Raw genomic sequence first — 24,069 nt, 5'->3', positions numbered from 1 at the left:
CGCCTGGGCATCCGGGTCCACGCCGCACACAGCGGCCGACCCGGAAGGACCCCTTCCATGACCACCCGGACCACGGACATCGCCCCCGCCCCCGCACCACGCCATCCGGCGCTCACCACGACCGACCCGGAACTGGCCGCCCTGATCGGCGCGGAGGAGCGGCTCCAGGCCGACACCCTGCGCCTGATCCCCAGCGAGAACTACGTCTCCGCCGCCGTGCTCGAAGCCTCCGGCACGGTGCTCCAGAACAAGTACTCCGAGGGCTACCCCGGCAAGCGGTACTACGAGGGCCAGCAGATCATCGACCAGGTCGAGACGCTGGCGGTCCGCCGCGCCGAGGCCCTCTTCGGGATGGACCACGCCAACGTCCAGCCGTACTCGGGTTCCCCGGCCAACCTCGCCGCGTACCTGGCCTTCCTCCAGCCCGGCGACGCCGTCCTCGGCATGTCCCTCCCGATGGGCGGCCACCTCACGCACGGCTGGGACGTCTCCGCCACCGGCCGCTGGTTCCGCGGCGTCCGGTACGGGGTCCGCCGCGACACCGGCCGGATCGATCTGGACGAGGTCCGTGACCTGGCCCTCGCCGAGCGGCCCAAGCTCATCTTCTGCGGCGGCACGGCCGTGCCGCGCACGATCGATTTCGCGGGCTTCGCGGAGATCGCCCGGGAGACGGGCGCCGTCCTGGTCGCCGACATCGCGCACATCGCGGGCCTGATCGCGGGCGGCGCGCACCCCTCGCCCGCCGGCCACGCGGACGTCGTCTCCACCACCACCCACAAGACCCTGCGCGGCCCGCGCGGCGCGATGCTGCTCAGCACGGCCGAGCACGCCCGCGCCATCGACCGCGCGGTCTTCCCGGGCCTCCAGGGCGGCCCGCACAACCAGACCACGGCCGCCATCGCGGCCGCCCTCGGCGAAGCGACCACCGCCGGCTTCTGCTCGTACGCGCACCAGGTCGTCGCCAACGCCCGAGTGCTGGGGGAGGAGTTGGCCGTCCGCGGCTTCGACCTGGTCTCCGGCGGCACCGACAACCATCTGCTGCTGATCGACCTGACGAACAAGGACGTCCCCGGCAGGACCGCCGCCAAGGCCCTCGACCGCGCGGGCATCGTCGTCAACCACAACACCGTCCCCTACGACCCCCGCAGGCCGTTCGACCCCTCCGGAATCCGCATCGGCACCCCCGCGCTCACGTCTCGGGCCATTCCCGCCTCGGCGATGGCCACCGTCGCCGCTTGGATCACCACGGCCGTCGAAGCGGCGCGCACGGGCGACGAGACTGCGATCAAGAAGGTGCGGGAGGAGGTGAAGGACCTCATGGACGCTTACCCGGCACCGGGGCTGCCGGTCGGCTGACGAGTCACTCTGCGCGCCTTCTTCACCGGTCCTCCGCCCTCCGAACCGCCCGTTGTGGCACCGTGGTTCGACTGATGACCCGGATGTCCGGGCATCCGCGTAGGGGGGACCTTCATGCGCTTTCGTACCGCCGCGGCCTCGGCCGCACTCGTCCTGTGCGCCACGGCGGGCGTAGCGGCCTGCTCGTCCTCGTCGGACACCGCCGACGCCGAGCGGCCCGCCGCCCCCACCGTGCCGGCCCCCGAGGAAGGCCCGTTGGGGAAGATCGAGACGGGCAAGCGCCAGACGGGCCCGCCCGAGTTGAACGGGCAGAGCGCGGCCGGTCCCGCGAAGTGCGCGACCACCGTCGCCGAGATCCCGGCGGAGTGCGCCCTCGACCTCTCGTTCGCCGACTTCGCCGAGGGGGAGCGGGCCTCCGGGCCGCCCACCCTGCCGTGAGCACCCCGCTCGTGAGCGGGTGAGAGCGCCGGGAAAGGAGGGCGGGCACACAACCGTGTGCCCGCCCTCCTTTTCTGCGTCCTGCACCGCCTTCGACGCACATACGACGCACATCACCAGGGGCACCATGAAGCACTCGCGTCACAGAAGCCCCTTCCATCCGTCACAGCGATCTCTTAGTCTCACACCCTGTTCACAATTGATATTTGATGATCTCGCCACAGAGGTCAGGCGCGGGGGTAGTGAAGCATGCGTGAAAACTGGCGCTCGAAGGTGAGCGTTCTCGTCGGTGCGTCGGCACTTGCGCTCTCGGCCGTCACCGCGACGCCGGCGCTGGCCGACGACGCACCGGAGGCCCCCCTGGAAGTGCAGATGCCCGCGGACGTGAAGATCGTCGAAGGCATCGCCCCGGAACCCGGGACCGAAGTCCCCTTCCCGGTTGACGGGACGGGGACGACGGGAACGGCGGACGCGATGGCATCCGCCAAGGCCGCACCGCCGTCGGGCACGTGCCTGGGCGCGACCGCCGCCTACGGCTCCAGCGGATGCTTCCAGCACAACGGTGACATCGTCTGGGCGGGCGACACGAAGAAGGACGGCATGTCGGCGGCCGTCGGCGTCTACACCGACTACGGCCGCGCCGCGGAGGTCTGCGTCAACAAGCTCGGCGTGAACACCTGGGCGACCTGCAACAAGGACTACCGCGAGACCGGGAACGTGCGCCTCCGCGTCCTGCGTTACGACGGCGACACCGGCAAGTTCTACCAGCCCGAGGCCTGGTCCGGCTGGATCCCGGTCGACGGCAAGTACTGACCCGCCCACCTCGTGGGGGTGAGCCGGACCGCGCTCCGCTCGCCTTCACGAGGGCACGGCACGCACCCGGCACACACGAAAAAACCGGACCAGCCTCTGCTGGTCCGGTTCTTCAATCCGGAAGTGCCCCCGGCAGGATTCGAACCTGCGCACCCGGCTCCGGAGGCCGATGCTCTATCCCCTGAGCTACGGGGGCGTATCGCGGTGCTGCTCTGCGACGGGTGAAACACTACCAGCTCCCACGGGGTGTCCGTGAACAGGTATTCCGCCGTGCCTCCATGCTTCTTCCTCCCGGTCGGGCCGCCCGTGGGAGCGGTGGCCACCCGTCCGGGGCGGAAGTGGACAAAACCCGGACGCCGCCCCTCCGGCCGACCTACTCTCGAAGAGTGTCAGGGGCGTACGGCCGCGTGCTTGTTGTCGACGACAACAAGGTCATCCGGCAGCTGATCAGGGTCAATCTCGAGCTGGAGGGCTTCGAGGTCGTGACCGCGGCCGATGGTGTCGAGTGCCTGGACCTGGTCGAGCGGGTCCGCCCCGACGCGATCACCCTCGACGTCGTGATGCCCCGGCTGGACGGTCTGGAGACCGCCACCCGCCTGCGCGCCGATCCCCGGACCCGCGGCCTTCCCATCGTCGTCATCAGCGCCTGTACGCCCTACGAGGTCGACGCGGGCGTGGCGGCCGGGGTCGACGCGTTCCTGGCGAAGCCGTTCGAGCCGAGCGAGCTGGTGCGGATCATGCGCCGGCTGGTGACCGGGGAGGAAGAGCCCTCGGTGGACGGGCGGCACGGCGCCGGGCGGGCGGGAAGCACCACCGGCTGACCGGGCCGGCGGAGCCGGGTCCGGCCGACCGAGGTGGCGAAACGGGGTCCGGGTGACCGGATGGCGAAACCGGGTCGCGAAGTGCCCCCCTCTCTCACCTACGCTTGACCCGTGACCCCCGCCGACCTCTCCCGGACCGTGCTGCACGCCGTGCGCCGCGCGGTCGACGAGGATGCGTTGCGCGCGCCCGTGCCCGCGCGCGTGCGAGTGGAGAGGACACGGCCCGGCGGCAGCGGCGACTACGCCTGCGCCGTCGCGCTCCAGCTCGCCGGGCCCGCCGCGCTGCCCGCGCTGGAGGTCGCACGCATCCTGCGGGAACGTGTCGCCGCCGAGCCCGGTGTCGGGCGGGTCGAGATCACCGGACCGGGGTTCCTGAGCTTCACCCTCGACGCCCCGGCCGCGGGCGACCGGGCCGTGCTCGACGCCGTACGGCAACAGGGTCTCGCGTACGGACACGGGGACGCGCTCCGGGACGAGATCCACCAGTACCACCACGCGCGGGAGGTCCGCGCCGCCGTCACCGCCCAGGCCGTGTTCCGGCTCCTCGTCGCCCAGGGCGCCCGGGGCCGGATCACCTGCGAACAGGCGCCCGACCCGGACTGGGTCCGCCTCGGCGTCACCGTCAACGCGTACGGGACACCCCCCGTACCGCTCACCGAGATCCGCCCCGTTCCCGCCGGGGCCACCGCGGGGGAACTGCTGGAGCGGCTCGGGCCCGACGCGGCCCGCTGGGGGCTCCTGCGGCCCGCCGGACACGACCGCGCCGCCCTCGGCCCCGAACTGCTCGTCCAGGGCGAGGCCAATCCGCTCTTCCGGGTCCGTTACGCCCACGCCAGGGCCCGTGCCCTCACCCGCGGGGCCGCCCTCCTCGGCTTCACCGCCGAGCCCGCCCCGTACGCCGAAGACCCCGCCGAGCCCACCCCGTACGGCGAAAGCCCGGCCCCGCACGCGCCGTACGGCGAAAGCCCGGCCGAGGGCTCCGCCCCGTACGGCGGTGCCGCCCGCCCTCTCCTCGACCTCGTCGCCGACCACCCCGGCGTCCTGCTCGCCGCAGCTCGTCACCGCGCGCCCGACCGGGTCGCCCGGCAGCTGGAAGCCGTCGCGCACGCGTTCTTCGACTTCCACGACTCCTGCCCGCCCCTGCCCGTCGGTGACGAGAAACCCTCGGCCGCCCACCGTGCCCGGCTGGCTCTCGCCGAAGCCGCCGGGACGGTGCTGGCAGGCGGCCTGTCCCTGCTCGGCATCCGTGCGCCCGAACACCTCTGACGCGATCAGAAGAGACCCGAAAGAACCATCACGATGAGCCGTTCCGCACACCCCGCAGGACCTCGCCACGCCGACGTCTTCACCGAGGGGCACTACTCCGCGCCCGCCGCCGACCTCAACGTCCTCGACGAGAAGGTCTGGTCCCGCACCGTCACCCGTGACGCGGACGGCGCGCTCACCGTCGGCGGGATCACCGTCGCCCGGCTCGCCGAGGAGTTCGGCACCCCCGCCTACTTCCTCGACGAGAGCGACTTCCGGGCCCGCTGCCGCGCCTGGGCGGATGCCTTCGGGCCGGACGCCGACGTCTTCTACGCCGGGAAGGCCTTCCTCTCCCGCGCCGTGGTGCGCTGGCTGAAGGAAGAGGGGCTGAATCTTGACGTGTGCTCCGGGGGAGAGCTGACCACGGCCCTCGACGCCGGGATGCCCGCCGAGCGCATCGCCTTCCACGGCAACAACAAGACCGTCGCCGAGATCGAGCGGGCCGTCCGGGCCGGCGTCGGGCGGATCGTCCTCGACTCCTTCCAGGAGATCGTCCGCGTCGCTCACATCGCCCGGTCGCACGGCATCCGCCAGCGTGTGCAGATCCGCGTCACCGTCGGCGTCGAGGCCCACACCCACGAGTTCATCGCCACCGCGCACGAGGACCAGAAGTTCGGCATCGCGCTCGCCGACGGGCAGGCCGCCGAGGCCGTGCGCCGCGCGCTCGCCCTCGACGGGCTCGAACTCATCGGCGTCCACTCGCACATCGGCTCGCAGATCTTCGACATGGCCGGCTTCGAGGTCTCCGCCCGGCGCGTGGTCCAGCTGCTCGCCGAGATCCGCGACGAGCACGGCGTCGAACTGCCCGAGATCGACCTCGGCGGCGGCCTCGGCATCGCGTACACCTCCGAGGACGACCCCCGCGAGCCGCACGAGATCGCCAAGGCGCTCAGCGACATCGTCACCCGCGAGTGCGAGTCCGCGAAGCTGCGCACCCCCCGGATCTCCGTCGAGCCGGGGCGCGCCATCGTCGGACCCACCGCGTTCACGCTGTACGAGGTCGGCACGATCAAGCCCCTGGAGGGGCTGCGGACGTACGTCAGCGTCGACGGCGGCATGTCGGACAACATCCGCACCGCGCTGTACGACGCCGAGTACAGCGTCGCGCTGGTCTCGCGGACCTCGGACGCCGAGCCCATGCTCGTCCGGGTCGTCGGCAAGCACTGCGAGAGCGGTGACATCGTGGTCAAGGACGCGTTCCTGCCCGCCGACCTGGCGCCCGGCGATCTGATCGCCGTCCCCGCCACCGGCGCGTACTGCCGTTCCATGGCGAGCAACTACAACCACGCACTGCGCCCGCCGGTCGTCGCGGTCCGCGACGGAGAGGCACGCGTCATCGTCCGGCGCGAGACGGAGGAAGATCTCCTGCGTCTCGATGTCGGCTGATGAAATAGTCATCTCAGGATCCGGACGGGGGTCAGAAACTCCCGTCCGGTGAGTGAGACTGGTCCCCAATGAGCATGTATGAGAAACGAGGTCGGATGATGCGTACGCGTCCGCTGAAGGTGGCGCTGCTGGGCTGTGGTGTGGTCGGCTCAGAGGTGGCGCGCATCATGACGACGCACGCCGACGACCTCGCGGCGCGCATCGGTGCGCCCGTCGAGCTCGCCGGTGTGGCCGTCCGCCGGCCCTCGAAGGTGCGTGAGGGCATCGACCCCGCACTGATCACCACCGACGCGACCGCGCTCGTGCGGCGCGGCGACATCGACGTCGTCATCGAGGTCATCGGGGGCATCGAGCCGGCCCGCGCGCTCATCACCACCGCCTTCGAGAACGGCGCGAGCGTCGTCTCCGCCAACAAGGCGCTGCTCGCCGAGGACGGCGCCGCCCTGCACGCCGCCGCCGAGAAGTACGGCCGTGACCTGTATTACGAGGCCGCCGTCGCCGGGGCCATCCCGCTGGTGCGGCCGCTGCGCGAGTCGCTCGCCGGGGACAAGGTCAACCGGGTGCTCGGCATCGTCAACGGCACGACCAACTTCATCCTCGACAAGATGGACACCAGCGGCGCCGGTTACTCCGAGGCGCTCGACGAGGCCACCGCCCTCGGGTACGCGGAGGCCGACCCGACCGCCGACGTCGAGGGCTTCGACGCTGCCGCGAAGGCCGCGATCCTCGCCGGGATCGCCTTCCACACCCGGGTGAAGATCGGCGACGTGCACCGCGAGGGCATCACGGAGGTCACCGCCGCCGACATCGCCTCCGCCCGACGCATGGGCTGCACCGTCAAGCTGCTGGCCATCTGTGAGCGCGCCGCCGACGGGGCCTCCGTCACCGCCCGCGTGCATCCCGCGATGATCCCGCTCAGCCATCCGCTGGCCTCGGTCCGCGAGGCGTACAACGCGGTGTTCATCGAGGCCGACGCCGCAGGACAGCTCATGTTCTACGGGCCCGGCGCCGGCGGCTCGCCGACCGCCTCCGCGGTCCTCGGCGACCTCGTCGCGGTCTGCCGCAACAAACTGGGCGAGGCCACCGGCCCCGGTGAGTCCGCCTACACCCGCCTGCCGGTCAGCCCCATGGGCGAGGTCGTCACGCGGTACCACATCAGCCTCGACGTGGCCGACAAGCCGGGCGTTCTCGCCCAGGTCGCGACGGTCTTCGCCGAGCAGGGGGTATCGATCGATACCGTCCGCCAGCAGGGAAAGGACGGCGAGGCGTCCCTCGTCGTCGTCACCCACCGCGCGCCCGACGCCGCCCTCTCCGGGACCGTCGAAGCGCTGCGCAAGCTCGACACCGTGCGCGGTGTCGCCAGCATCATGCGTGTTGAAGGGGAGTAAAGGACCCATGACCAGCAAGGGCACCCACCAGTGGCGCGGCATCATCGAGGAGTACCGGGACCGGCTTCCGGTCACGTCCACGACGCCGGTCGTCACCCTTCGTGAGGGCGGTACGCCGCTCGTTCCGGCGCAGGTCCTCTCCGAGCGCACGGGCTGCGAGGTGCACCTCAAGGTCGAGGGCGCCAACCCCACCGGTTCGTTCAAGGACCGCGGCATGACCATGGCCATCACCCGGGCCAAGGAGGAGGGTGCGAAGGCCGTCATCTGCGCCTCCACCGGCAACACCTCGGCCTCCGCCGCGGCGTACGCGGTGCGCGCGGGCATGGTCTGCGCCGTCCTCGTACCGCAGGGCAAGATCGCGCTCGGCAAGATGGGCCAGGCGCTCGTGCACGGCGCCAAGATCCTCCAGGTCGACGGCAACTTCGACGACTGCCTGACCCTGGCCCGCTCGCTCTCGGACAACTACCCGGTGGCGCTGGTCAATTCGGTCAATCCGGTCCGTATCGAGGGCCAGAAGACCGCCGCGTTCGAGATCGTCGACGCGCTCGGCGACGCCCCCGACATCCACGTCCTGCCGGTCGGCAACGCGGGCAACATCACCGCGTACTGGAAGGGGTACACCGAGTACGCCGGTGACGGCGTCTCGAGCCGTTCCCCGCGCATGTGGGGATTCCAGGCCTCCGGCTCCGCGCCCATCGTGCGCGGCGAGGTCGTCAAGGACCCGTCCACCATCGCCACCGCGATCCGGATCGGCAACCCGGCGTCCTGGAACTACGCGCTCGCCGCGCGTGACGAGTCGGGCGGCTTCATCGACGAGGTGACGGACCGGCAGATCCTGTCCGCGTACCGGCTGTTGGCCTCCCAGGAGGGCGTCTTCGTGGAGCCCGCGTCGGCCGCGTCCGTCGCCGGTCTGCTCAAGGCCGCCGAGGAGGGCAAGGTCGACCCCGGCCAGCGCATCGTCTGCACGGTCACCGGCAACGGCCTCAAGGACCCCGACTGGGCCGTCGCGGGCGCCCCGCAGCCGGTCACGGTCCCGGTCGACGCGGCCGCCGCCGCCGAGAAGCTCGGACTCGTCTGATCCGGTCCCCGGGCCGGCCGCGGCACCCGCCGCGGCCGACCCGGGGCAACCGCGACAACCCTGCCCAACCGGCCCTTTTCCGGGGCGGAGAGCGCATGGGAGGCGGGCGACACGCATCGTGCGCCTCCTGTGCGCCCTATGTCGCCACAGAACCTTCCTTCGATAAGCTGTACCCCATCCGCCCGGCATCCGCCCGCCGGACCGCCACGCCTGCGGTCCCCGTCGTGGCCGCCGGGCCGGCCACCGGATTCCCGCACCGTTTCGGAGCCCTCCGCACAGTCGCGACCCCCACCGCCATGACCCCCGCCGCACGCACCAGCCCATAACCCGTCTTCAACGCCCCGCCGCCGCAGAGCCACCCGCACTGCATCCCCGCCGCCTTACAAGGAGTGGTCCGACCGATGGCCGGTCCCGCGTTCCGAGCCGCCGCCGTCAGGGTGCGCGTCCCCGCAACCAGCGCCAACCTGGGTCCGGGGTTCGATTCCCTGGGCCTCTCGCTGGGGCTGTACGACGACGTCGTCGTCCGGGTCGCCGACTCCGGGCTGCACATCGACATCGCAGGTGAGGGCAGCGAGACGCTGCCCCGCGACGAGAGCCACCTGCTCGTGCGCTCCCTGCGCACCGCGTTCGACCTGCTCGGCGGCCAGCCCCGCGGGCTGGAGATCGTCTGCGCCAACCGCATCCCGCACGGCCGCGGCCTCGGCTCCTCCTCCGCCGCGATCTGCGCCGGAATCGTCGCCGCCCGCGCCGTGACGACCGGCGGCGACGCCCGCCTCGACGACGCGGCCCTGCTGGAGCTGGCGACCGAGATCGAGGGGCACCCCGACAATGTCGCGGCCTGCCTGCTCGGCGGATTCACCCTCGCCTGGATGGACGGCGGCGCGGCCCGGGCGATCCGGATGGACCCCGCCGAATCCGTCGTCCCGGTGGTCTTCGTCCCCGGGCGCCCGGTGCTCACCGAGACGGCGCGCGGCCTGCTCCCGCGCACCGTCCCGCACGTCGACGCGGCCCTCAACGCCGGCCGGGCGGCCCTCCTCGTCGAGGCGCTGACCCGCCGCCCCGAGCTGCTGCTCGCCGCCACCGAGGACCGGATCCACCAGGAGTACCGGGGCCCCGCCATGCCCGAGAGCGTGGAACTGGTCAACCGCCTGCGCGCCGACGGCGTGCCGGCCGTCATCTCCGGTGCGGGGCCCACGGTCCTCGCGCTGACGGAGGAAAGCTCGGCCGACAAGGTCGCCCGACTGGCGGGGGAGGGCTGGGCGGCGAACCGGCTGGCCCTCGACGCGACGGGCGCCAGTGTGCTGCCGCTGGCCGCGTAACCGCATGTGATTACCGGTGAGCGAGAGGGGGAATGTTTGTTGGAGCCGGTAGTGTTAACCTCAAGTCTGCAACCGACGTCTTTGAGGCGCGTTGCTTCGTGTCCCCCTCCGGGACCGCCATTCTTCCGGGAGCCTCCCCAACTGCCTGAGCAGCCTGCCTGAGCAGTTTCGAGCACGCTCCGGAACCGGCACGACACCCCTCGCTCGTCCAGGAGTGGGCCGAGCAGGGGGATCTCGCGCCGGACCCCGCACGTTCATCTCTCCGCCGTACCCGGCGGACCACCGCCCCGGCAAGGTCCGCGATCGAGCAAGATCAACAGACCGCAGTCGGACAGCACAACCGGTCGCCGAGCCAGAAGGCCGACGTCCGCTCCAGGGAAGGACCCTTCGTGAGCGACACCACCGATCTGATGGGCGTGACTGCCGACAAGAACGTCGACAGCGCCGCGCCCGCCGAAGGTGCTGCCACTGGCACCACCGCACGGCGCCGCCGCTCCGGCACCGGCCTCGAGGGCATGGTCCTGGCCGAGCTGCAGCAGGTCGCGTCCGGCCTCGGCATCAGGGGCACCGCGCGGATGCGCAAGAGCCAGCTGATCGAGGTCATCAAGGAGGCGCAGGCGGGTGGCGGATCCGCCGCCCCCAAGACCTCCTCCAAGGCCGCAGAGGCCCCCGCCGAGGCGGAGAGCAAGCCGAAGCGCCGCGCGACCTCCAAGGCGCGCACCGGGGACGAGGGCGCCGCTGCCGCCGCCGAGAAGGACACGGCCGCCCAGCAGCAGATCGACATCCCCGGTCAGCCGGCCAGCGACGACCAGCCCGCGGGCGAGCGTCGTCGCCGCCGTGCGACCGCGCAGGCGGGCAGCCCCGACACCAAGACCGAGGCGAAGTCCGAGGTCAAGGCCAAGGCGGAGCCCCAGGCCGAGCAGAAGACCGAGGAGCGCGCCGAGCCGAAGGGCGACGCCAAGGCCGAGGCCGCCACCGATACGGCCGAAGGCCGTCGTGGCGACCGTCAGGGCCGCGGCGAGCGGGGCGACCGCGGTGAGCGTGGCGAGCGCCGCGAGCGTCAGCGCGACCGCCGGGGCAAGGGCGACGACCAGGGCCAGCAGGGCGGCGGCGGGCAGCGCCCGCAGCGCCAGGGCCAGGGCGGCGGCGGTCAGGGCCAGGGCCAGCAGAACCGTGACAACGGTCCGCAGGACGACTTCGACGACGAGGCGGGCGGCCGTCGCGGCCGTCGCGGACGCTACCGCGACCGCCGGGGCCGTCGCGGCCGCGACGACTTCGCGAGCGACGTGCAGGTGGCCGACGACGACGTCCTGATCCCCGTCGCGGGCATCCTGGACATCCTCGACAACTACGCGTTCATCCGGACCTCCGGCTACCTGCCGGGCCCGAACGACGTGTACGTCTCGCTCGCCCAGGTCCGCAAGAACGGCCTGCGCAAGGGTGACCACGTCACCGGCGCGGTGCGTCAGCCCAAGGACGGCGAGCGGCGCGAGAAGTTCAACGCGCTGGTCCGCCTCGACTCGGTCAACGGCATGGCCCCCGAGTCCGGCCGCGGCCGCCCCGAGTTCCAGAAGCTGACCCCGCTCTACCCGCAGGACCGGCTCCGTCTGGAGACCGACTCCAACATCCTGACGACGCGGATCATCGACCTGGTGGCCCCGATCGGCAAGGGCCAGCGCGGGCTCATCGTGGCCCCGCCGAAGACCGGCAAGACGATGATCCTGCAGGCCATCGCCAACGCCATCACGGTCAACAGCCCCGAGTGCCACCTGATGGTCGTCCTGGTCGACGAGCGTCCGGAAGAGGTCACCGACATGCAGCGGTCGGTGAAGGGCGAGGTCATCTCCTCGACCTTCGACCGTCCCGCCGAGGACCACACCACCGTCGCCGAGCTGGCCATCGAGCGCGCCAAGCGCCTCGTCGAGCTGGGTCACGACGTGGTCGTCCTGCTCGACTCGATCACCCGCCTGGGCCGCGCGTACAACCTCGCGGCGCCGGCCTCCGGCCGCATCCTCTCCGGTGGTGTCGACTCGACCGCGCTGTACCCCCCGAAGCGCTTCTTCGGCGCCGCGCGCAACATCGAGGACGGCGGCTCGCTGACCATCCTGGCCACCGCGCTCGTCGAGACCGGCTCGCGCATGGACGAGGTGATCTTCGAGGAGTTCAAGGGCACCGGCAACATGGAGCTCAAGCTCGACCGGAAGCTCTCGGACAAGCGCATCTTCCCGGCGGTGGACGTCGACGCGTCCTCCACCCGTAAGGAAGAGATCCTGCTCGGCACCGACGAGCTGGCGGTCGTCTGGAAGCTGCGCCGGGTGCTGCACGCGCTCGACCAGCAGCAGGCGATCGAGCTCCTCCTGGACCGGATGAAGAAGACCCAGTCCAACGCGGAGTTCCTGCTCCAGATCCAGAAGACGACGCCGGGCAGCGGAAACGGCAACGACTGACGTTCTTTTGGCAGTTGAACACGAGGGCCTCCGTCACTCCGGTGACGGAGGCCCTCGTGCGTCCGCAGGCCCGGCCCGAGACCTTTGCCACACGGCGGACCGCCCGACGGCGCTCCGGCCGGTGCCGGAGGTGGCCGGGAAACCGCAGGTGAACGGCCGGATCACCGGCCCGCCGCCGGCTCGCGCACCGTGCCTGCCGTCCCAACCGGGCACACAGGCCGCTGTGCAACCCTTCTTGCTGCTTCGACGTCTGATCAAGAGATGACACAACCCTCCCGGAACCGACAAGGCCGGGGGCGAGGAGCAGCGGAGCGCCAGGACCGAGGGAGACGCGTGAGCGAGCAGAGCAGGAGCACGGGCCGCATACGTGGCACCGGCAGCCGACGGCGGAAGCCCTCGCGCCGGCACCGTGCCAAGGTCGTCGCGGCCTGGACGGTGGCGGGCGTCGTGGTCGTCGGCGGGGCCGGACTCGGATACGCGTACATGGCGCTCGACGGCAACCTCTCCAGCATCGACATCGACGCCAAGCTCGGCGCCGACCGCCCCGACGACGTGGACGACGGCTCGCAGGACATCCTGGTGCTCGGTTCCGACTCGCGCTCCGGCGACAACGGGAAGTACGGCGTCGACGAGGGCGCGGCCCGCTCCGACACGGCGATGGTCGTGCACGTCGACAAGGGGCACAAGTCCGCGAGCGTCGTCTCGATACCGCGCGACACCCTCATAGAGCGCCCCGCCTGCACGAGTGACACGACGGACGAAACGGTGCCCGCCGAACACCGGGCGATGTTCAACACCGCCTACGAGGTCGGCGGGCCCGCCTGCGCGGTGAAGACCGTCGAGTCGATGTCCGGCATCCGCATGGACCACTACCTGGAAGTCGACTTCACCGGCTTCAAGAAGATCATCGACGAGCTCGGCGGCGTCGAGATCACCACGAAGACCGCCATCAACGACTCCAAGAGCCACCTCGACCTGGAGCCCGGCACCCACACCCTGGACGGCGAGGAGTCCCTCGGCCTCGTCCGTACCCGCAAGAGCGTCGGCGACGGCAGCGACCTGGGGCGCATCCAGCTCCAACAGGCCTTCATCAAGGCGCTGATGGAGCAGGCGAAGAGCGTCGGCGTGTTCTCCAGCCCCAAGAAGCTGTTCGGCCTCGCGGACGCCGCCACCAAGGCCGTCACCACCGACTCCGGGCTCGGCTCGGTCAAGAAGCTCACCGGATTCGCCAACGGCCTCAAGGGGCTCGGCGCGAAGAACGTGCACATGGTGACGCTGCCCGTGGAGTACGACCCGGCCGACCCGAACCGGGTCCTGCCGCAGGAGAAGGCCGGCCGGCAGGTCTGGGCCGCACTCAAGAACGACCGGCCGATCCCCGCCTCCGCCACCGAGAAGTCGGCCGGCGACAAGGGCGACGCCGCGCAGGTCGTCGAGTAGCCGCCAGGAGTCACCGTCCGTGAGCGGGGCGTCGGGGAATACCTGCGCTCCGCCCCCGGTTTTGGGAGATACGGCCGGTCCTGGCAGACTGGTACGTCGGCCCCGGTTCACGGCCGCGCAATCCGCGCGGACGACCCGGCGCCCTCCCGAAACTAGGAGACACCTTGAAGCGCGACATCCACCCCGAGTACGTCGAGACGCAGGTCAGCTGCACCTGCGGTGCGTCGTTCACCACCCGGAGCACCATCGACTCCGGCGCCATCCGCGCCGACGTCTGCTCCGAGTGCCACCCGTTCTACACGGGCAAGCAGAAGATCCTCGACACCGGCGGCCGCGTGGCCCGCTTCGAGGCCCGCTTCGGCAAGGCTGCCGGCTCCGCCAGCAAGTAGCGAGCCACTGCGCCGGTTCTCGGCGCCCTCTTCCCGGGGGCGTCGGAACCGGCGTTTTTTCCGGTCGGGTGTGCGGGAGTCGCCTCCGTACACCGGGGGTCGCCCCCGGACGCCCCACCCGGCAGTACGCCCTCCAGCAGGCCCGCAGACGTAAAGCAACCAGGAGCCCCCGAATGTTCGAGGCGGTCGAGGAACTGATCGGCGAACACGCCGGTCTTGAGAAGAAGCTCGCCGACCCGTCGGTCCACGCCGACCAGGCCAACGCGCGCAAGCTGAACAAGCGCTACGCGGAGCTGACCCCGATCGTCTCCACGTACCGGACCTGGAAGCAGACCGGCGAGGACATCGAGACCGCGCGCGAGTTCGCCGCGGACGACCCCGACTTCGCCGCCGAGGTCAAGGACCTGGAGAAGCAGCGCGAAGAGCTCACCGAGAAGCTCCGCCTCCTCCTCGTCCCGCGCGACCCCAGCGACGACAAGGACGTGCTCCTGGAGATCAAGGCGGGCGCCGGCGGCGACGAGTCCGCCCTGTTCGCCGGCGATCTGCTGCGCATGTATCTGCGCTACGCCGAGCGCATCGGCTGGAAGACCGAGATCATCGACTCCACCGAGTCCGAGCTCGGCGGCTACAAGGACGTCCAGGTCGCCGTGAAGACCAAGGGCGGCAACGGCGCCACCGAGCCCGGCCAGGGCGTCTGGGCCCGGATGAAGTACGAGGGCGGCGTGCACCGCGTGCAGCGTGTGCCCTCCACCGAGTCCCAGGGCCGCATCCACACCTCCGCCGCGGGCGTGCTCGTCACCCCCGAGGCCGAGGAGGTCGACGTCGAGATCCACGCCAACGATCTCCGTATCGACGTCTACCGCTCCTCGGGCCCCGGCGGCCAGTCCGTCAACACGACCGACTCCGCCGTCCGCATCACCCACCTGCCGACCGGCGTCGTCGCCTCCTGCCAGAACGAGAAGAGCCAGCTCCAGAACAAGGAGCAGGCCATGCGCATCCTGCGCTCCCGGCTGCTGGCCGCCGCCCAGGAGGCCGCCGAGCAGGAGGCCTCCGACGTCCGCCGCAGCCAGGTCCGTACCGTCGACCGCTCCGAGAAGATCCGCACGTACAACTTCCCGGAAAACCGCATCTCGGACCACCGCGTCGGCTTCAAGGCGTACAACTTGGACCAGGTCCTCGACGGAGAGCTCGACGCCGTCATCCAGGCCTGCGTCGACGCCGACTCCGCCGCCAAGCTCGCCAACGCGTAAGCGCCCCGCCCGCCCCGCACACCCGTAACCCGTACGGAGAACCGCGATGAACCTGCTGCTCGCCGAGGTGGCCCAGGCCACCCAGCGGCTGGCCGACGCCGGTGTCCCCTCACCGCGATTCGACGCCGAGGAACTCGCGGCCTTCGTCCACGGGGTGAAGCGGGGCGCGCTGCACACGGTGCCCGACACCGACTTCGACGCCCGGTACTGGGAGACGATCGCCCGCCGCGAGGCCCGCGAACCCCTCCAGCACATCACCGGCCGCGCCTTCTTCCGCTACCTGGAGCTCCAGGTCGGACCCGGCGTCTTCGTGCCCCGGCCCGAGACCGAGTCGGTCGTCGGCTGGGCGATAGACGCCGTGCGCGCGATGGACGTCGTCGAGCCCGTCGTCGTCGACCTGTGCACCGGATCGGGCGCCATCGCGCTCGCCATGGCGCAGGAGGTCCCCCGCTCCAAGGTGCACGCCGTGGAGCTCTCCGAGGACGCCCTCAGGTGGACGCGGAAGAACGCCGAGGGGTCCAGGGTCACCGTGCACAAGGGAGACGCCCTGAGCGCCCTTCCGGAGCTCGACGGCCAGGTCGACCTGGTGATCTCCAACCCGCCGTACATCCCGCTCACCGAGTGGGAGTACGTCGCCCCCGAGGCCCGCGACCACGACCCGGAGATGGCCCTGTTCTCCGGCGAGGACGGCCTCGACACCATCCGCGGCATCGAACGCACCGCCCACCGTCTGCTGCGCCCCGGCGGCCTCGTCGTCATCGAGCACGCCGACACCCAGGGCGGCCAGGTGCCGTGGATCTTCACCGAGGAGCGGGGCTGGGCGGACGCCGCCGACCACCCCGACCTGAACAAGCGGCCCCGGTTCGCGACCGCCCGCAAGGCCATGCCGTGACCCGCCCCCGGCACCACCACCCGCACCCGTACCCGTACCCGCTCCAGGAGGCCGGCTGATGGCTCGGCGATACGACTGCAACGACGCCACCGACCGGACCACGGGCCTGCGCGAGGCCGCATCGGCCGTCCGCCGGGGCGAACTGGTCGTGCTGCCCACCGACACCGTGTACGGGATCGGTGCGGACGCCTTCACCTCGGAGGCCGTCGCGGACCTGCTCGACGCCAAGGGCCGGGGCCGCAACATGCCCACCCCTGTCCTCATCGGCTCGCCGAACACCCTGCACGGCCTGGTCACCGACTTCTCGGAAGAGGCCTGGGAGCTCGTCGACGCCTTCTGGCCCGGCGCCCTCACCCTCGTCGCCCGGCACCAGCCCTCCCTCCAGTGGGACCTCGGCGACACCCGGGGCACCGTCGCCATCCGGATGCCGCTGCACCCGGTCGCCATCGAGCTGCTGACCGAGGTCGGCCCGATGGCCGTCTCCAGCGCCAACCTCACCGGACACCCCGCGCCGGAGGACTGCGACGCCGCCCAGGGCATGCTCGGCGACTCCGTCTCCGTCTACCTCGACGGCGGCCCGACGCCCGGCATCGTGCCGTCCTCGATCGTCGACGTCACCGGCGCCACCCCGGTCCTGCTGCGCGCCGGCGCCCTTTCCGCGGAGGAGCTGCGCAAGGTGGTCCCCGACCTCGAGGTGGCCAATTGACCGCCCCCGAGGGGCGTGGCATAGCGGGGCGGACCGACACCTTCCGCATCCTCCACGTCAGCACCGGCAACGTCTGCCGCTCGCCGATCACCGAGCGGCTGACCCGCCATGCCCTGGTGGACCGCCTCGGCGACCCGCTCAGCGGCGGCCTGATCGTGGAGAGCGCGGGCACCTGGGGCCATGAGGGCGCGCCCATGGAGGCCAACGCCGAGGTCGTCCTCGCCGACTTCGGCGCGGACGCCACCGGCTTCGTCGGCCGCGAGCTCCTCGACGAGCACGTGATCCGCGCCGACCTGGTCCTCACCGCCACCCGCGACCACCGCGCCCAGGTCATCTCCATGGGCCACTCCGCGGGCCTGCGCACCTTCACGCTCAAGGAGTTCACCCGGCTGGTACGGGCCATAGACCCGGCCACCCTGCCCGACCCGCGCGACGAGGGCGTCGTCGAGCGCGCCCGCGCCCTGGTCCGCGCCGCCGCCGCGCTGCGCGGCTGGCTGCTGGCCCCGACCGCCGAGGCGGACGAGGTCTACGACCCCTACGGCGCCCCCATCACCTTCTTCCGCTCCATCGGCGACGAGATCAACCAGGCCCTCGACCCGGTCGTCACCGCGCTCACCGGCGTACGCGCCCCGAGCTGAGCGGCACACCCGCGTCGCACCGGGCGGCCGGTGCGCCGACCGGCGTACGGGACGCCGCGACAGCGGGCACGGCGCCCGGCCCCGGCCTACATTGGAGCTGACACCGGCACCCCTCGCCGGCGCACCCACCTCCTGGCCCGGAGCCGTCCCATGCCGGTCACCTCTCCCGCCGCACCCGCACCCGTGTCGCCCGCGCCCGAGGCCCTGCCCCAGGACTTCGGCGCCCTGCTCCGCCAGGACCCGGAGATCGCCGGGGTCCTGCTCGCCGAGAGCGGCCGGCAGGCCACCACCCTCCAGCTGATCGCCGCCGAGAACTTCGCCTCGCCCGCGGTCCTGGCCGCCCTCGGCTCCCCGCTCGGCAACAAGTACGCCGAGGGGTACCCGGGCGCCCGCCACCACGGCGGCTGCGAGCACGCGGACGCCGCCGAACGCATCGCGGTCCGCCGCGCCACCGCCCTCTTCGGCGCCGAACACGCCAACGTCCAGCCGCACTCCGGCTCCTCGGCCGTCCTCGCCGCCTACGCCGCGCTGCTGCGCCCCGGCGACACCGTGCTCGCGATGGGACTGCCGTACGGGGGACACCTCACCCACGGTGCGCCGGGCAACTTCTCCGGCCGCTGGTTCGACTTCGCCGGCTACGAGGTGGACCCGGACACCGGGCTCATCGACTACACCCGGCTCCGCGCCCTGGCCCGCGCCCGCCGCCCCAAGGCCATCGTCTGCGGCTCGATCTCCTACCCGCGCCACCCCGACTACGAGCTGTTCCGGGAGATCGCCGACGAGGTCGGCGCGTATCTGATCGCGGACGCCGCCCACCCGATGGGGCTGATCGCCGGGGGAGCGGCGCCGAGCCCGGTCCCGTACGCCGACGTGGTCTGCGCCACCACGCACAAGGTGCTGCGCGGCCCGCGCGGCGGCATGATCCTGTGCGGCGCGGAGCTGGCCGAGCGGATCGACCGGGCGGTGTTCCCGTTCACGCAGGGCGGGGCGCAGATGCACACGGTGGCCGCGAAGGCGGTCGCGTTCGGGGAGGCGGAGACACCGGCGTACACGCTCTACGCCCACCAGGTCGTCGCCCACGCCCGGGTGCTCGCCGCCGGTCTGGAGGCCGAGGGCTTCGAGGTGACCACGGGCGGCACGGACACCCACATCATCGTCGCGGACCCGGCCCCGCTCGGCGTCGACGGCCGCACCGCCCGGCTGCGGCTGGCGGCGGCCGGCATGGTCCTGGACACCTGCGCACTGCCGTACGGGGACGCCCGCGGCATCCGCCTGGGCACCGCGGCCGTCACCACGCAGGGGATGGACGACGGGGACATGGCCCGGATCGCGGCCCTGTTCGGAGCGGCCGTACGGGAGCCGGGCGATGTGAGCCCGATCGCGGCGGAGGTCCGTGAACTGGCGCTGCGCAATCCGCCCTATCCGGGGTAGGCGAGGGTTGTGCAACCATCACCCGTACCGTGGAGTCCTTGTTCCAGAGACTAGGGTGTGGGTTTTGGATGGCCGGCGAGTTCTGTGGGGCAGCCCGTGCGTGATTACCTGCTGACGCTCTGTGTCACGGCAGCGGTGACCTATCTGCTGACCGGACCGGTGCGTAAGTTCGCCATCGCGGTCGGGGCGATGCCCGCGATCCGTGCGCGAGACGTCCACCGGGAACCGACTCCTCGGCTCGGTGGGATCGCCATGTTCGGCGGACTGTGTGCGGGACTGATCGTCGCCGACCACCTGTACAACCTGAAGAGCGTCTTCGAACTCTCCAACGAGCCGCGGGCGTTGCTCTCCGGGGCCGCCCTGATCTGGCTGATCGGCGTGCTCGACGACAAGTTCGAGATCGACGCCCTGATCAAGCTCGGCGGCCAGATGATCGCCGCCGCCGTCATGGTCATCCAGGGGCTCACGATCCTGTGGCTGCCGATCCCCGGCGTCGGCACGGTGGCGCTCACCCAGTGGCAGGGCACGTTGCTCACGGTGGCGCTGGTCGTCATCACGATCAACGCGGTCAACTTCGTCGACGGCCTGGACGGGCTCGCGGCGGGCATGGTGTGCATCGCGTCGGCGGCGTTCTTCCTGTACGCGTACCGCCTCTGGATGGGATACGGGATCGAGGCGGCGGCCCCCGCGACGCTGTTCGCGGCGATCCTGATGGGCATGTGCCTCGGCTTCCTGCCGCACAACATGCACCCGGCGCGGATCTTCATGGGCGACTCGGGCTCGATGCTGATCGGCCTGGTGCTGGCGGCGGGCGCGATCTCGATCACCGGCCAGGTCGACCCGGACAACATGCAGATCTTCGGCAGCGAGCGCGGGGCCACCCACGCGATGCTCCCGGTCTTCATCCCGCTCGTGCTGCCGCTGACGATCATCGCGATCCCGGCCGCCGACCTGGTCCTCGCCATCGTCCGGCGCACCTGGAACGGCCAGTCGCCGTTCGCCGCCGACCGGGGCCATCTGCACCACCGCCTGCTGGAGATCGGCCACTCGCACAGCCGGGCCGTGCTGATCATGTACTTCTGGTCGGCCCTCATCGCCTTCGGCGCCGTCGCCTACTCGGTGCACTCGGCCTCGATGTGGATCGTCTTCGTCATCATCGCGTCGAGCGCGGTGGGCCTCGCCCTGCTGCTGATGCCGCGCTTCACCCCGCGCGCCCCGCACTGGGCCAACCGCTTCGTGCCGCCGCGCTACCGCCACCGGGCGGCGGAGGAGACTTCCTCCCCTTCCTACGAGGAGAAGCCGGCGCTCGTGACCTCCGGGGCCCAACAGGGCGCGGCGGACGCTCAGATGGGCGAGGAGGCCGCCGAACGGGCCCCCGTCGCGGTCGGAGTGTCCGGCGTCAACGGCGCTACCGCGATCGGCGCTCGTTCGCGGTTCCCGGATCGCCGTTCGATCGACTCCTCGCGCTGACGATTCGGAACCTGCGGTGCATTACCAGACATTGCGCCGCCTTGTCGTGCACACACGCGCGGAGTAACTCTCATGTGTGACAGTTGGCACACTTTCCAGGTAAAGACCTCATCAAATAGTTTGTGATACCGTTCACGAGACCCGGTGACGGAGCCGAAGGACCCTAGTGAGACGGTCCATTGGCCCGAAAATCCGCCTCGCGGACCGGGCCTACGCTCGTCCATGACGACGCCCCATTCCTCCTCTCAGACCAGTGGAGCTGCCGCCATGCAGTCCGACATGCGCGAACTACTGCGCATCGCCACCCCCACCGCCGCAGTGGGAGCCATCGCCACGCTTGTGGGCGGGCTCGTCGCCGGCGGCGAGGGGGCGATCGGTGCCGCGGTCGGCTGCGTGGTCGTGATCGTCTTCATGGCGCTCGGACAGCTGGCGCTCAACTGGGTCGGCAAGACCATGCCTCACCTGTTCCAGGGCATGGGGCTGATGATTTACTCGGCCCAGCTCGTGCTCCTGCTCGTGTTCATCATGAGCATCAGGAACACCTCCCTCTTCAACCTGCGGGCCTTCGCTCTCTCCCTGGTCGTCTCGGTGGTCACGTGGATCACCGTGCAGACCGTGCGGCATGCCAGGAGCAAGACCCTTTACGTCGACCCCGACGCGGACACCCGGAACCGTCCGGGCGGAGCTGGGGGAGATCGTGACGAGTAGGGCCGGAATAAAGCCGTGTTCGACGTGCTGCTATCGTCCGGTCTCGGTTGCGGTAGTGCGAGCGCGGGCAACAGGGCGGTCGCTTGATTCATCGCGAGGCTTCGGGCCCGGCCGCCGCCTCCTCACCGTAAGAACCAGTCCGGTGCCGACCTGCGGCTGCCAGCCGCTCCGACACAACGAGGTAGCCGCATCCATGCGCCATGCAGAAGGAGCTCTTGGTGACTGACGCCCAGACGCTCGCCTTCGAGACGAACTGCCACCTGTTCAAGGATTGTGGGTTCCAGGCCCCCAGCGTGTGGTCGTTCATCTTCGAGCCGCTCTTCACCATTGGGCCTGTCGAGTTCAACAAGCCCATGCTGCTCGCGATCATCGGCACGTTCGCGATTCTGGCCTTCTTCTGGGCCGGTTTCTCGAAGCCGAAGGTCGTCCCGGGCAAGCTCCAGATGGTTGCCGAGGCGCTGTACGACTTCGTCCACCGCGGTATCGCCCGTGAGATCATCGGCAAGAAGGGCGAGCCCTTCGTTCCTCTGCTGGTCTCGCTGTTCTTCTTCGTGTGGATCCTGAACCTCTGGGCCATCATTCCGATCGCCCAGTTCCCGGTCAGCTCGGTCATCGCCTACCCCATCGGCCTGGCCCTGGTGGCTTGGGTGACGTACATGACTGTGACGTTCCGGACGAACGGATTCGTCGGAGGCATCCGCAACCTCTGCGTCCCGAGCGGTCTGCCCAAGCCGATCTATGTGCTGCTGACGCCGCTGGAGTTCATCTCCAGCGTCTTCATCCGGCCGTTCACGCTGGCGGTACGACTCTTCGCGAACATGTTCGCGGGCCACATCCTGATCCTGATCTTCACGATCGCCACCTGGTACATGCTCGGCACCGTCCTGGGCACAGTCTTCGCCTCCGCGTCGTTCATCGTGACGCTGGTCCTGACCGTGTTCGAGATGTTCATCCAGGCCCTTCAGGCCTACGTGTTCACGGTGCTGACCGCCACGTACCTCTCCCAGGCGCTCGAAGAAGCCCACTGAGGACCCGATAGCCCCCCGGCTTCACCCCTCAGCTCCCCAGACGCCCGGTGCGAAGACCATTTCCACCGGACCCACCAAGAGAAGGAACCACAGACATGTCTGCTGCTTTCGAGACCCTCGCGGCCGTGAACGGCAACGTCGGCACCATCGGCTACGGCCTCGCCGCGATCGGCCCCGGTATCGGCATCGGCATCATCTTCGGTAACGGTGTGCAGGCCATCGCCCGCCAGCCCGAGGCTGCCGGCCTCATCCGCCAGAACATGCTCCTCGGCTTCGCCGTCGTCGAGGCCCTGGCCCTCATCGGCTTCGTCGTTCCGTTCATCCTCAGCTGACGTACGGCACTAGCTCGATTCGACGGAAAGGTCCACCATGTTGTACCTGGCAGCCGAGGAAGCGCAGAACCCTCTGTTCCCGGTGTGGCCCGAGATCGTCATCGGCTTGATCTGCTTCGGCATCGTCTTCTTCGTCTTCTCGAAGAAGCTGCTTCCGGTGATCAACAAGACCCTGGAAGAGCGTCGCGAGGCGATCGAGGGTGGCATCGAGAAGGCCGAAGCGGCTCAGACCGAGGCTCAGAGCGTTCTTGAGCAGTACAAGGCTCAGCTCGCCGAGGCCCGTCACGAGGCTGCTCGTCTGCGCCAGGAGGCGCAGGAGCAGGGTGCCGTCATCATCCAGGAGATGAAGGCGGAAGGTCAGCGGCAGCGCGAAGAGATCATCGCCGCCGGCCACACCCAGATCGAGGCAGACCGCAAGGCCGCTGCCTCCGCGCTGCGCCAGGACGTGGGCAAGCTCGCCACCGACCTGGCCGGCAAGCTCGTCGGCGAGTCCCTCCAGGACCACGCCCGGCAGAGCGGCACCGTCGACCGTTTCCTCGACGAGCTCGAGGCGAAGGCCGAGGCTGCCCGATGAACGGCGCGAGCCGCGAAGCACTGGCTGCCGCACGCGAGCGTCTCGACGCGCTGACCGACAACACGTCGGTCGACGCGGCGAAGCTCGCCGAGGAGCTGGCATCGGTCACCGCACTGCTCCACCGCGAAGTATCCCTGCGCCGGGTCCTCACCGACCCGGCCCAGAGCGGCGAGAGCAAGGCCGAGCTGGCCGCGCGCCTGCTCGGCGGGCAGGTGGGCGGCGAGACCGTCGACCTGGTCTCCGGACTGGTCCGGTCCCGCTGGTCGCAGTCGCGTGACCTGGTGGACTCGGTCGAGGAGCTGGCGAACACCGCAGACCTCACCGCGGCCCAGCGCGGCGGGAACCTCGACGACGTCGAGGACGAGCTGTTCCGGTTCGGCCGGATCGTCGGCTCCGACACGGAGCTGCGTGCCGCGCTCACCAGCCGTACGGCCACGGCGTCCGCCAAGGGCGAGCTGCTCCGCAGCCTGCTCGGCGGCAAGGCGCAGCCGGTCACCGAGCGGATCATCGTCCGCCTGGTCACCCAGCCCCGTGGACGTAGCCTGGAAGCAGGGCTGGACTCGCTGTCCAAGCTCGCCGCGGAGCGCCGGGACCGCATGGTCGCCGTCGTCACCTCGGCGGTGCCGCTCAGCGACCGGCAGAAGCAGCGCCTCGGCGACGCCCTGGCGAAGCTCTACGGCCGGCAGATGCACCTGAACCTGGACGTGGACCCCGCGGTCCTCGGCGGGATCTCGGTGCGCGTCGGTGACGAGATCATCAACGGCACCGTCGCGGAGCGCCTCGAAGAGGCGACCCGACGCATGGCCGGCTGACCTCAGCGCAACAGAGACAAGCAAGACCAGCGGCCCGGTTGGGCCGTGCAG

The 24,069-nt window shown here is 70.8% G+C and carries 23 protein-coding genes and 1 tRNA gene; 23 read left to right on the top strand and 1 reads right to left on the bottom strand.

The genetic code is table 11. The features are described from left to right. The first annotated feature begins 57 nt into the window (after positions 1–57). The 3 genes from glyA (ACIQPT_RS26015) to ACIQPT_RS26005 all read left to right on the top strand — a co-directional run bounded on the left by glyA (ACIQPT_RS26015) (position 58) and on the right by ACIQPT_RS26005 (position 2,607). Complete coding sequence (glyA, locus tag ACIQPT_RS26015; RefSeq protein ID WP_401158993.1) at positions 58–1,356, top strand: serine hydroxymethyltransferase; 1,299 nt, start codon at positions 58–60, stop codon at positions 1,354–1,356. A 114-nt stretch (positions 1,357–1,470) separates the two neighbouring features. Continuing rightward, positions 1,471–1,794, top strand: a complete 324-nt coding sequence (locus ACIQPT_RS26010; protein WP_401158991.1) for a hypothetical protein — start codon at positions 1,471–1,473, stop codon at positions 1,792–1,794. Positions 1,795–2,043: 249 nt separating this feature from the next. Beyond that, the gene (locus ACIQPT_RS26005) at positions 2,044–2,607 is read left to right on the top strand and encodes a hypothetical protein (protein WP_401158989.1); all 564 of its coding nucleotides are present in this window, start codon (positions 2,044–2,046) and stop codon (positions 2,605–2,607) included. A gap of 124 nt (positions 2,608–2,731) precedes the next feature. On the opposite strand, the gene ACIQPT_RS26000 is transcribed toward ACIQPT_RS26005, so the two are convergent. Next, positions 2,732–2,803 (bottom strand) — tRNA-Arg (locus tag ACIQPT_RS26000). A gap of 211 nt (positions 2,804–3,014) precedes the next feature. On the opposite strand from ACIQPT_RS26000, the gene ACIQPT_RS25995 reads away from it, so the two are divergent. The 20 genes from ACIQPT_RS25995 (at position 3,015) to ACIQPT_RS25900 (ending at position 24,018) form a co-directional block, all read left to right on the top strand. Continuing rightward, positions 3,015–3,428 (top strand): response regulator, encoded by a 414-nt coding sequence (locus ACIQPT_RS25995; protein ID WP_401158987.1) that lies wholly within the window; start codon positions 3,015–3,017, stop codon positions 3,426–3,428. 111 nt (positions 3,429–3,539) lie between these two features. Continuing rightward, the gene (gene nrtL, locus ACIQPT_RS25990) at positions 3,540–4,694 is read left to right on the top strand and encodes an ArgS-related anticodon-binding protein NrtL (RefSeq protein ID WP_401158985.1); all 1,155 of its coding nucleotides are present in this window, start codon (positions 3,540–3,542) and stop codon (positions 4,692–4,694) included. Between the two features lie 33 nt (positions 4,695–4,727). After that, positions 4,728–6,119, top strand: a complete 1,392-nt coding sequence (gene lysA / locus ACIQPT_RS25985) for a diaminopimelate decarboxylase (protein ID WP_401158983.1) — start codon at positions 4,728–4,730, stop codon at positions 6,117–6,119. 98 nt (positions 6,120–6,217) lie between these two features. Next, complete coding sequence (locus ACIQPT_RS25980; RefSeq protein ID WP_274035934.1) at positions 6,218–7,507, top strand: homoserine dehydrogenase; 1,290 nt, start codon at positions 6,218–6,220, stop codon at positions 7,505–7,507. A 7-nt stretch (positions 7,508–7,514) separates the two neighbouring features. Further along, positions 7,515–8,585 carry a threonine synthase gene (gene thrC, locus ACIQPT_RS25975; RefSeq protein ID WP_401158980.1) on the top strand — a complete coding sequence of 357 codons (1,071 nt, stop codon included), beginning with the start codon at positions 7,515–7,517 and terminating at the stop codon, positions 8,583–8,585. Between the two features lie 401 nt (positions 8,586–8,986). After that, complete coding sequence (gene thrB, locus ACIQPT_RS25970; RefSeq protein ID WP_401158978.1) at positions 8,987–9,904, top strand: homoserine kinase; 918 nt, start codon at positions 8,987–8,989, stop codon at positions 9,902–9,904. Positions 9,905–10,293: 389 nt separating this feature from the next. Further along, positions 10,294–12,351: a transcription termination factor Rho gene (rho, locus tag ACIQPT_RS25965; RefSeq protein WP_401158976.1), complete on the top strand. Its 2,058-nt coding sequence runs from the start codon at positions 10,294–10,296 to the stop codon at positions 12,349–12,351. 333 nt (positions 12,352–12,684) lie between these two features. After that, positions 12,685–13,788 (top strand): LCP family protein, encoded by a 1,104-nt coding sequence (locus ACIQPT_RS25960; RefSeq protein ID WP_401158974.1) that lies wholly within the window; start codon positions 12,685–12,687, stop codon positions 13,786–13,788. A gap of 164 nt (positions 13,789–13,952) precedes the next feature. Beyond that, the gene (rpmE, locus tag ACIQPT_RS25955; RefSeq protein WP_015611364.1) at positions 13,953–14,177 is read left to right on the top strand and encodes a 50S ribosomal protein L31; all 225 of its coding nucleotides are present in this window, start codon (positions 13,953–13,955) and stop codon (positions 14,175–14,177) included. A 173-nt stretch (positions 14,178–14,350) separates the two neighbouring features. After that, positions 14,351–15,427 carry a peptide chain release factor 1 gene (prfA, locus tag ACIQPT_RS25950; RefSeq protein ID WP_401158972.1) on the top strand — a complete coding sequence of 359 codons (1,077 nt, stop codon included), beginning with the start codon at positions 14,351–14,353 and terminating at the stop codon, positions 15,425–15,427. A gap of 46 nt (positions 15,428–15,473) precedes the next feature. Beyond that, the gene (gene prmC, locus ACIQPT_RS25945) at positions 15,474–16,319 is read left to right on the top strand and encodes a peptide chain release factor N(5)-glutamine methyltransferase (protein WP_007447711.1); all 846 of its coding nucleotides are present in this window, start codon (positions 15,474–15,476) and stop codon (positions 16,317–16,319) included. A 58-nt stretch (positions 16,320–16,377) separates the two neighbouring features. Next, positions 16,378–17,025 carry an L-threonylcarbamoyladenylate synthase gene (locus tag ACIQPT_RS25940; protein ID WP_006127582.1) on the top strand — a complete coding sequence of 216 codons (648 nt, stop codon included), beginning with the start codon at positions 16,378–16,380 and terminating at the stop codon, positions 17,023–17,025. Continuing rightward, entirely contained in the window at positions 17,022–17,663 is a 642-nt protein-coding gene (locus ACIQPT_RS25935; RefSeq protein ID WP_030580903.1) for a low molecular weight phosphatase family protein, read from the top strand. The genes ACIQPT_RS25940 and ACIQPT_RS25935 overlap by 4 nt, the downstream gene beginning before the upstream one ends. A gap of 150 nt (positions 17,664–17,813) precedes the next feature. Beyond that, positions 17,814–19,094, top strand: a complete 1,281-nt coding sequence (glyA, locus tag ACIQPT_RS25930; RefSeq protein ID WP_401158970.1) for a serine hydroxymethyltransferase — start codon at positions 17,814–17,816, stop codon at positions 19,092–19,094. Between the two features lie 84 nt (positions 19,095–19,178). Continuing rightward, complete coding sequence (locus tag ACIQPT_RS25925) at positions 19,179–20,564, top strand: MraY family glycosyltransferase (RefSeq protein ID WP_401158967.1); 1,386 nt, start codon at positions 19,179–19,181, stop codon at positions 20,562–20,564. Positions 20,565–20,831: 267 nt separating this feature from the next. Further along, the gene (locus ACIQPT_RS25920) at positions 20,832–21,272 is read left to right on the top strand and encodes a hypothetical protein (protein ID WP_401158965.1); all 441 of its coding nucleotides are present in this window, start codon (positions 20,832–20,834) and stop codon (positions 21,270–21,272) included. Positions 21,273–21,472: 200 nt separating this feature from the next. Then, a complete protein-coding gene (atpB, locus tag ACIQPT_RS25915) occupies positions 21,473–22,300 on the top strand; it encodes a F0F1 ATP synthase subunit A (protein ID WP_401158963.1) in 828 nt (275 codons plus the stop codon). A gap of 95 nt (positions 22,301–22,395) precedes the next feature. After that, entirely contained in the window at positions 22,396–22,632 is a 237-nt protein-coding gene (gene atpE / locus ACIQPT_RS25910) for an ATP synthase F0 subunit C (protein WP_099130156.1), read from the top strand. Between the two features lie 37 nt (positions 22,633–22,669). Continuing rightward, on the top strand, positions 22,670–23,206 hold the full coding sequence (locus ACIQPT_RS25905; RefSeq protein WP_401158961.1) for a F0F1 ATP synthase subunit B: 537 nt from the start codon (positions 22,670–22,672) through the stop codon (positions 23,204–23,206). Further along, positions 23,203–24,018 carry a F0F1 ATP synthase subunit delta gene (locus tag ACIQPT_RS25900; RefSeq protein WP_401158959.1) on the top strand — a complete coding sequence of 272 codons (816 nt, stop codon included), beginning with the start codon at positions 23,203–23,205 and terminating at the stop codon, positions 24,016–24,018. The genes ACIQPT_RS25905 and ACIQPT_RS25900 overlap by 4 nt, the downstream gene beginning before the upstream one ends. Positions 24,019–24,069 lie beyond the last annotated feature (51 nt).

The organism is Streptomyces sp. NPDC091289, assembly GCF_044757365.1.
GTDB lineage: Bacteria > Actinomycetota > Actinomycetes > Streptomycetales > Streptomycetaceae > Streptomyces.
The sequence above is the reverse complement of the archived record's forward strand: the minus strand, read 5'-3'. Positions and strand labels throughout refer to the sequence as shown.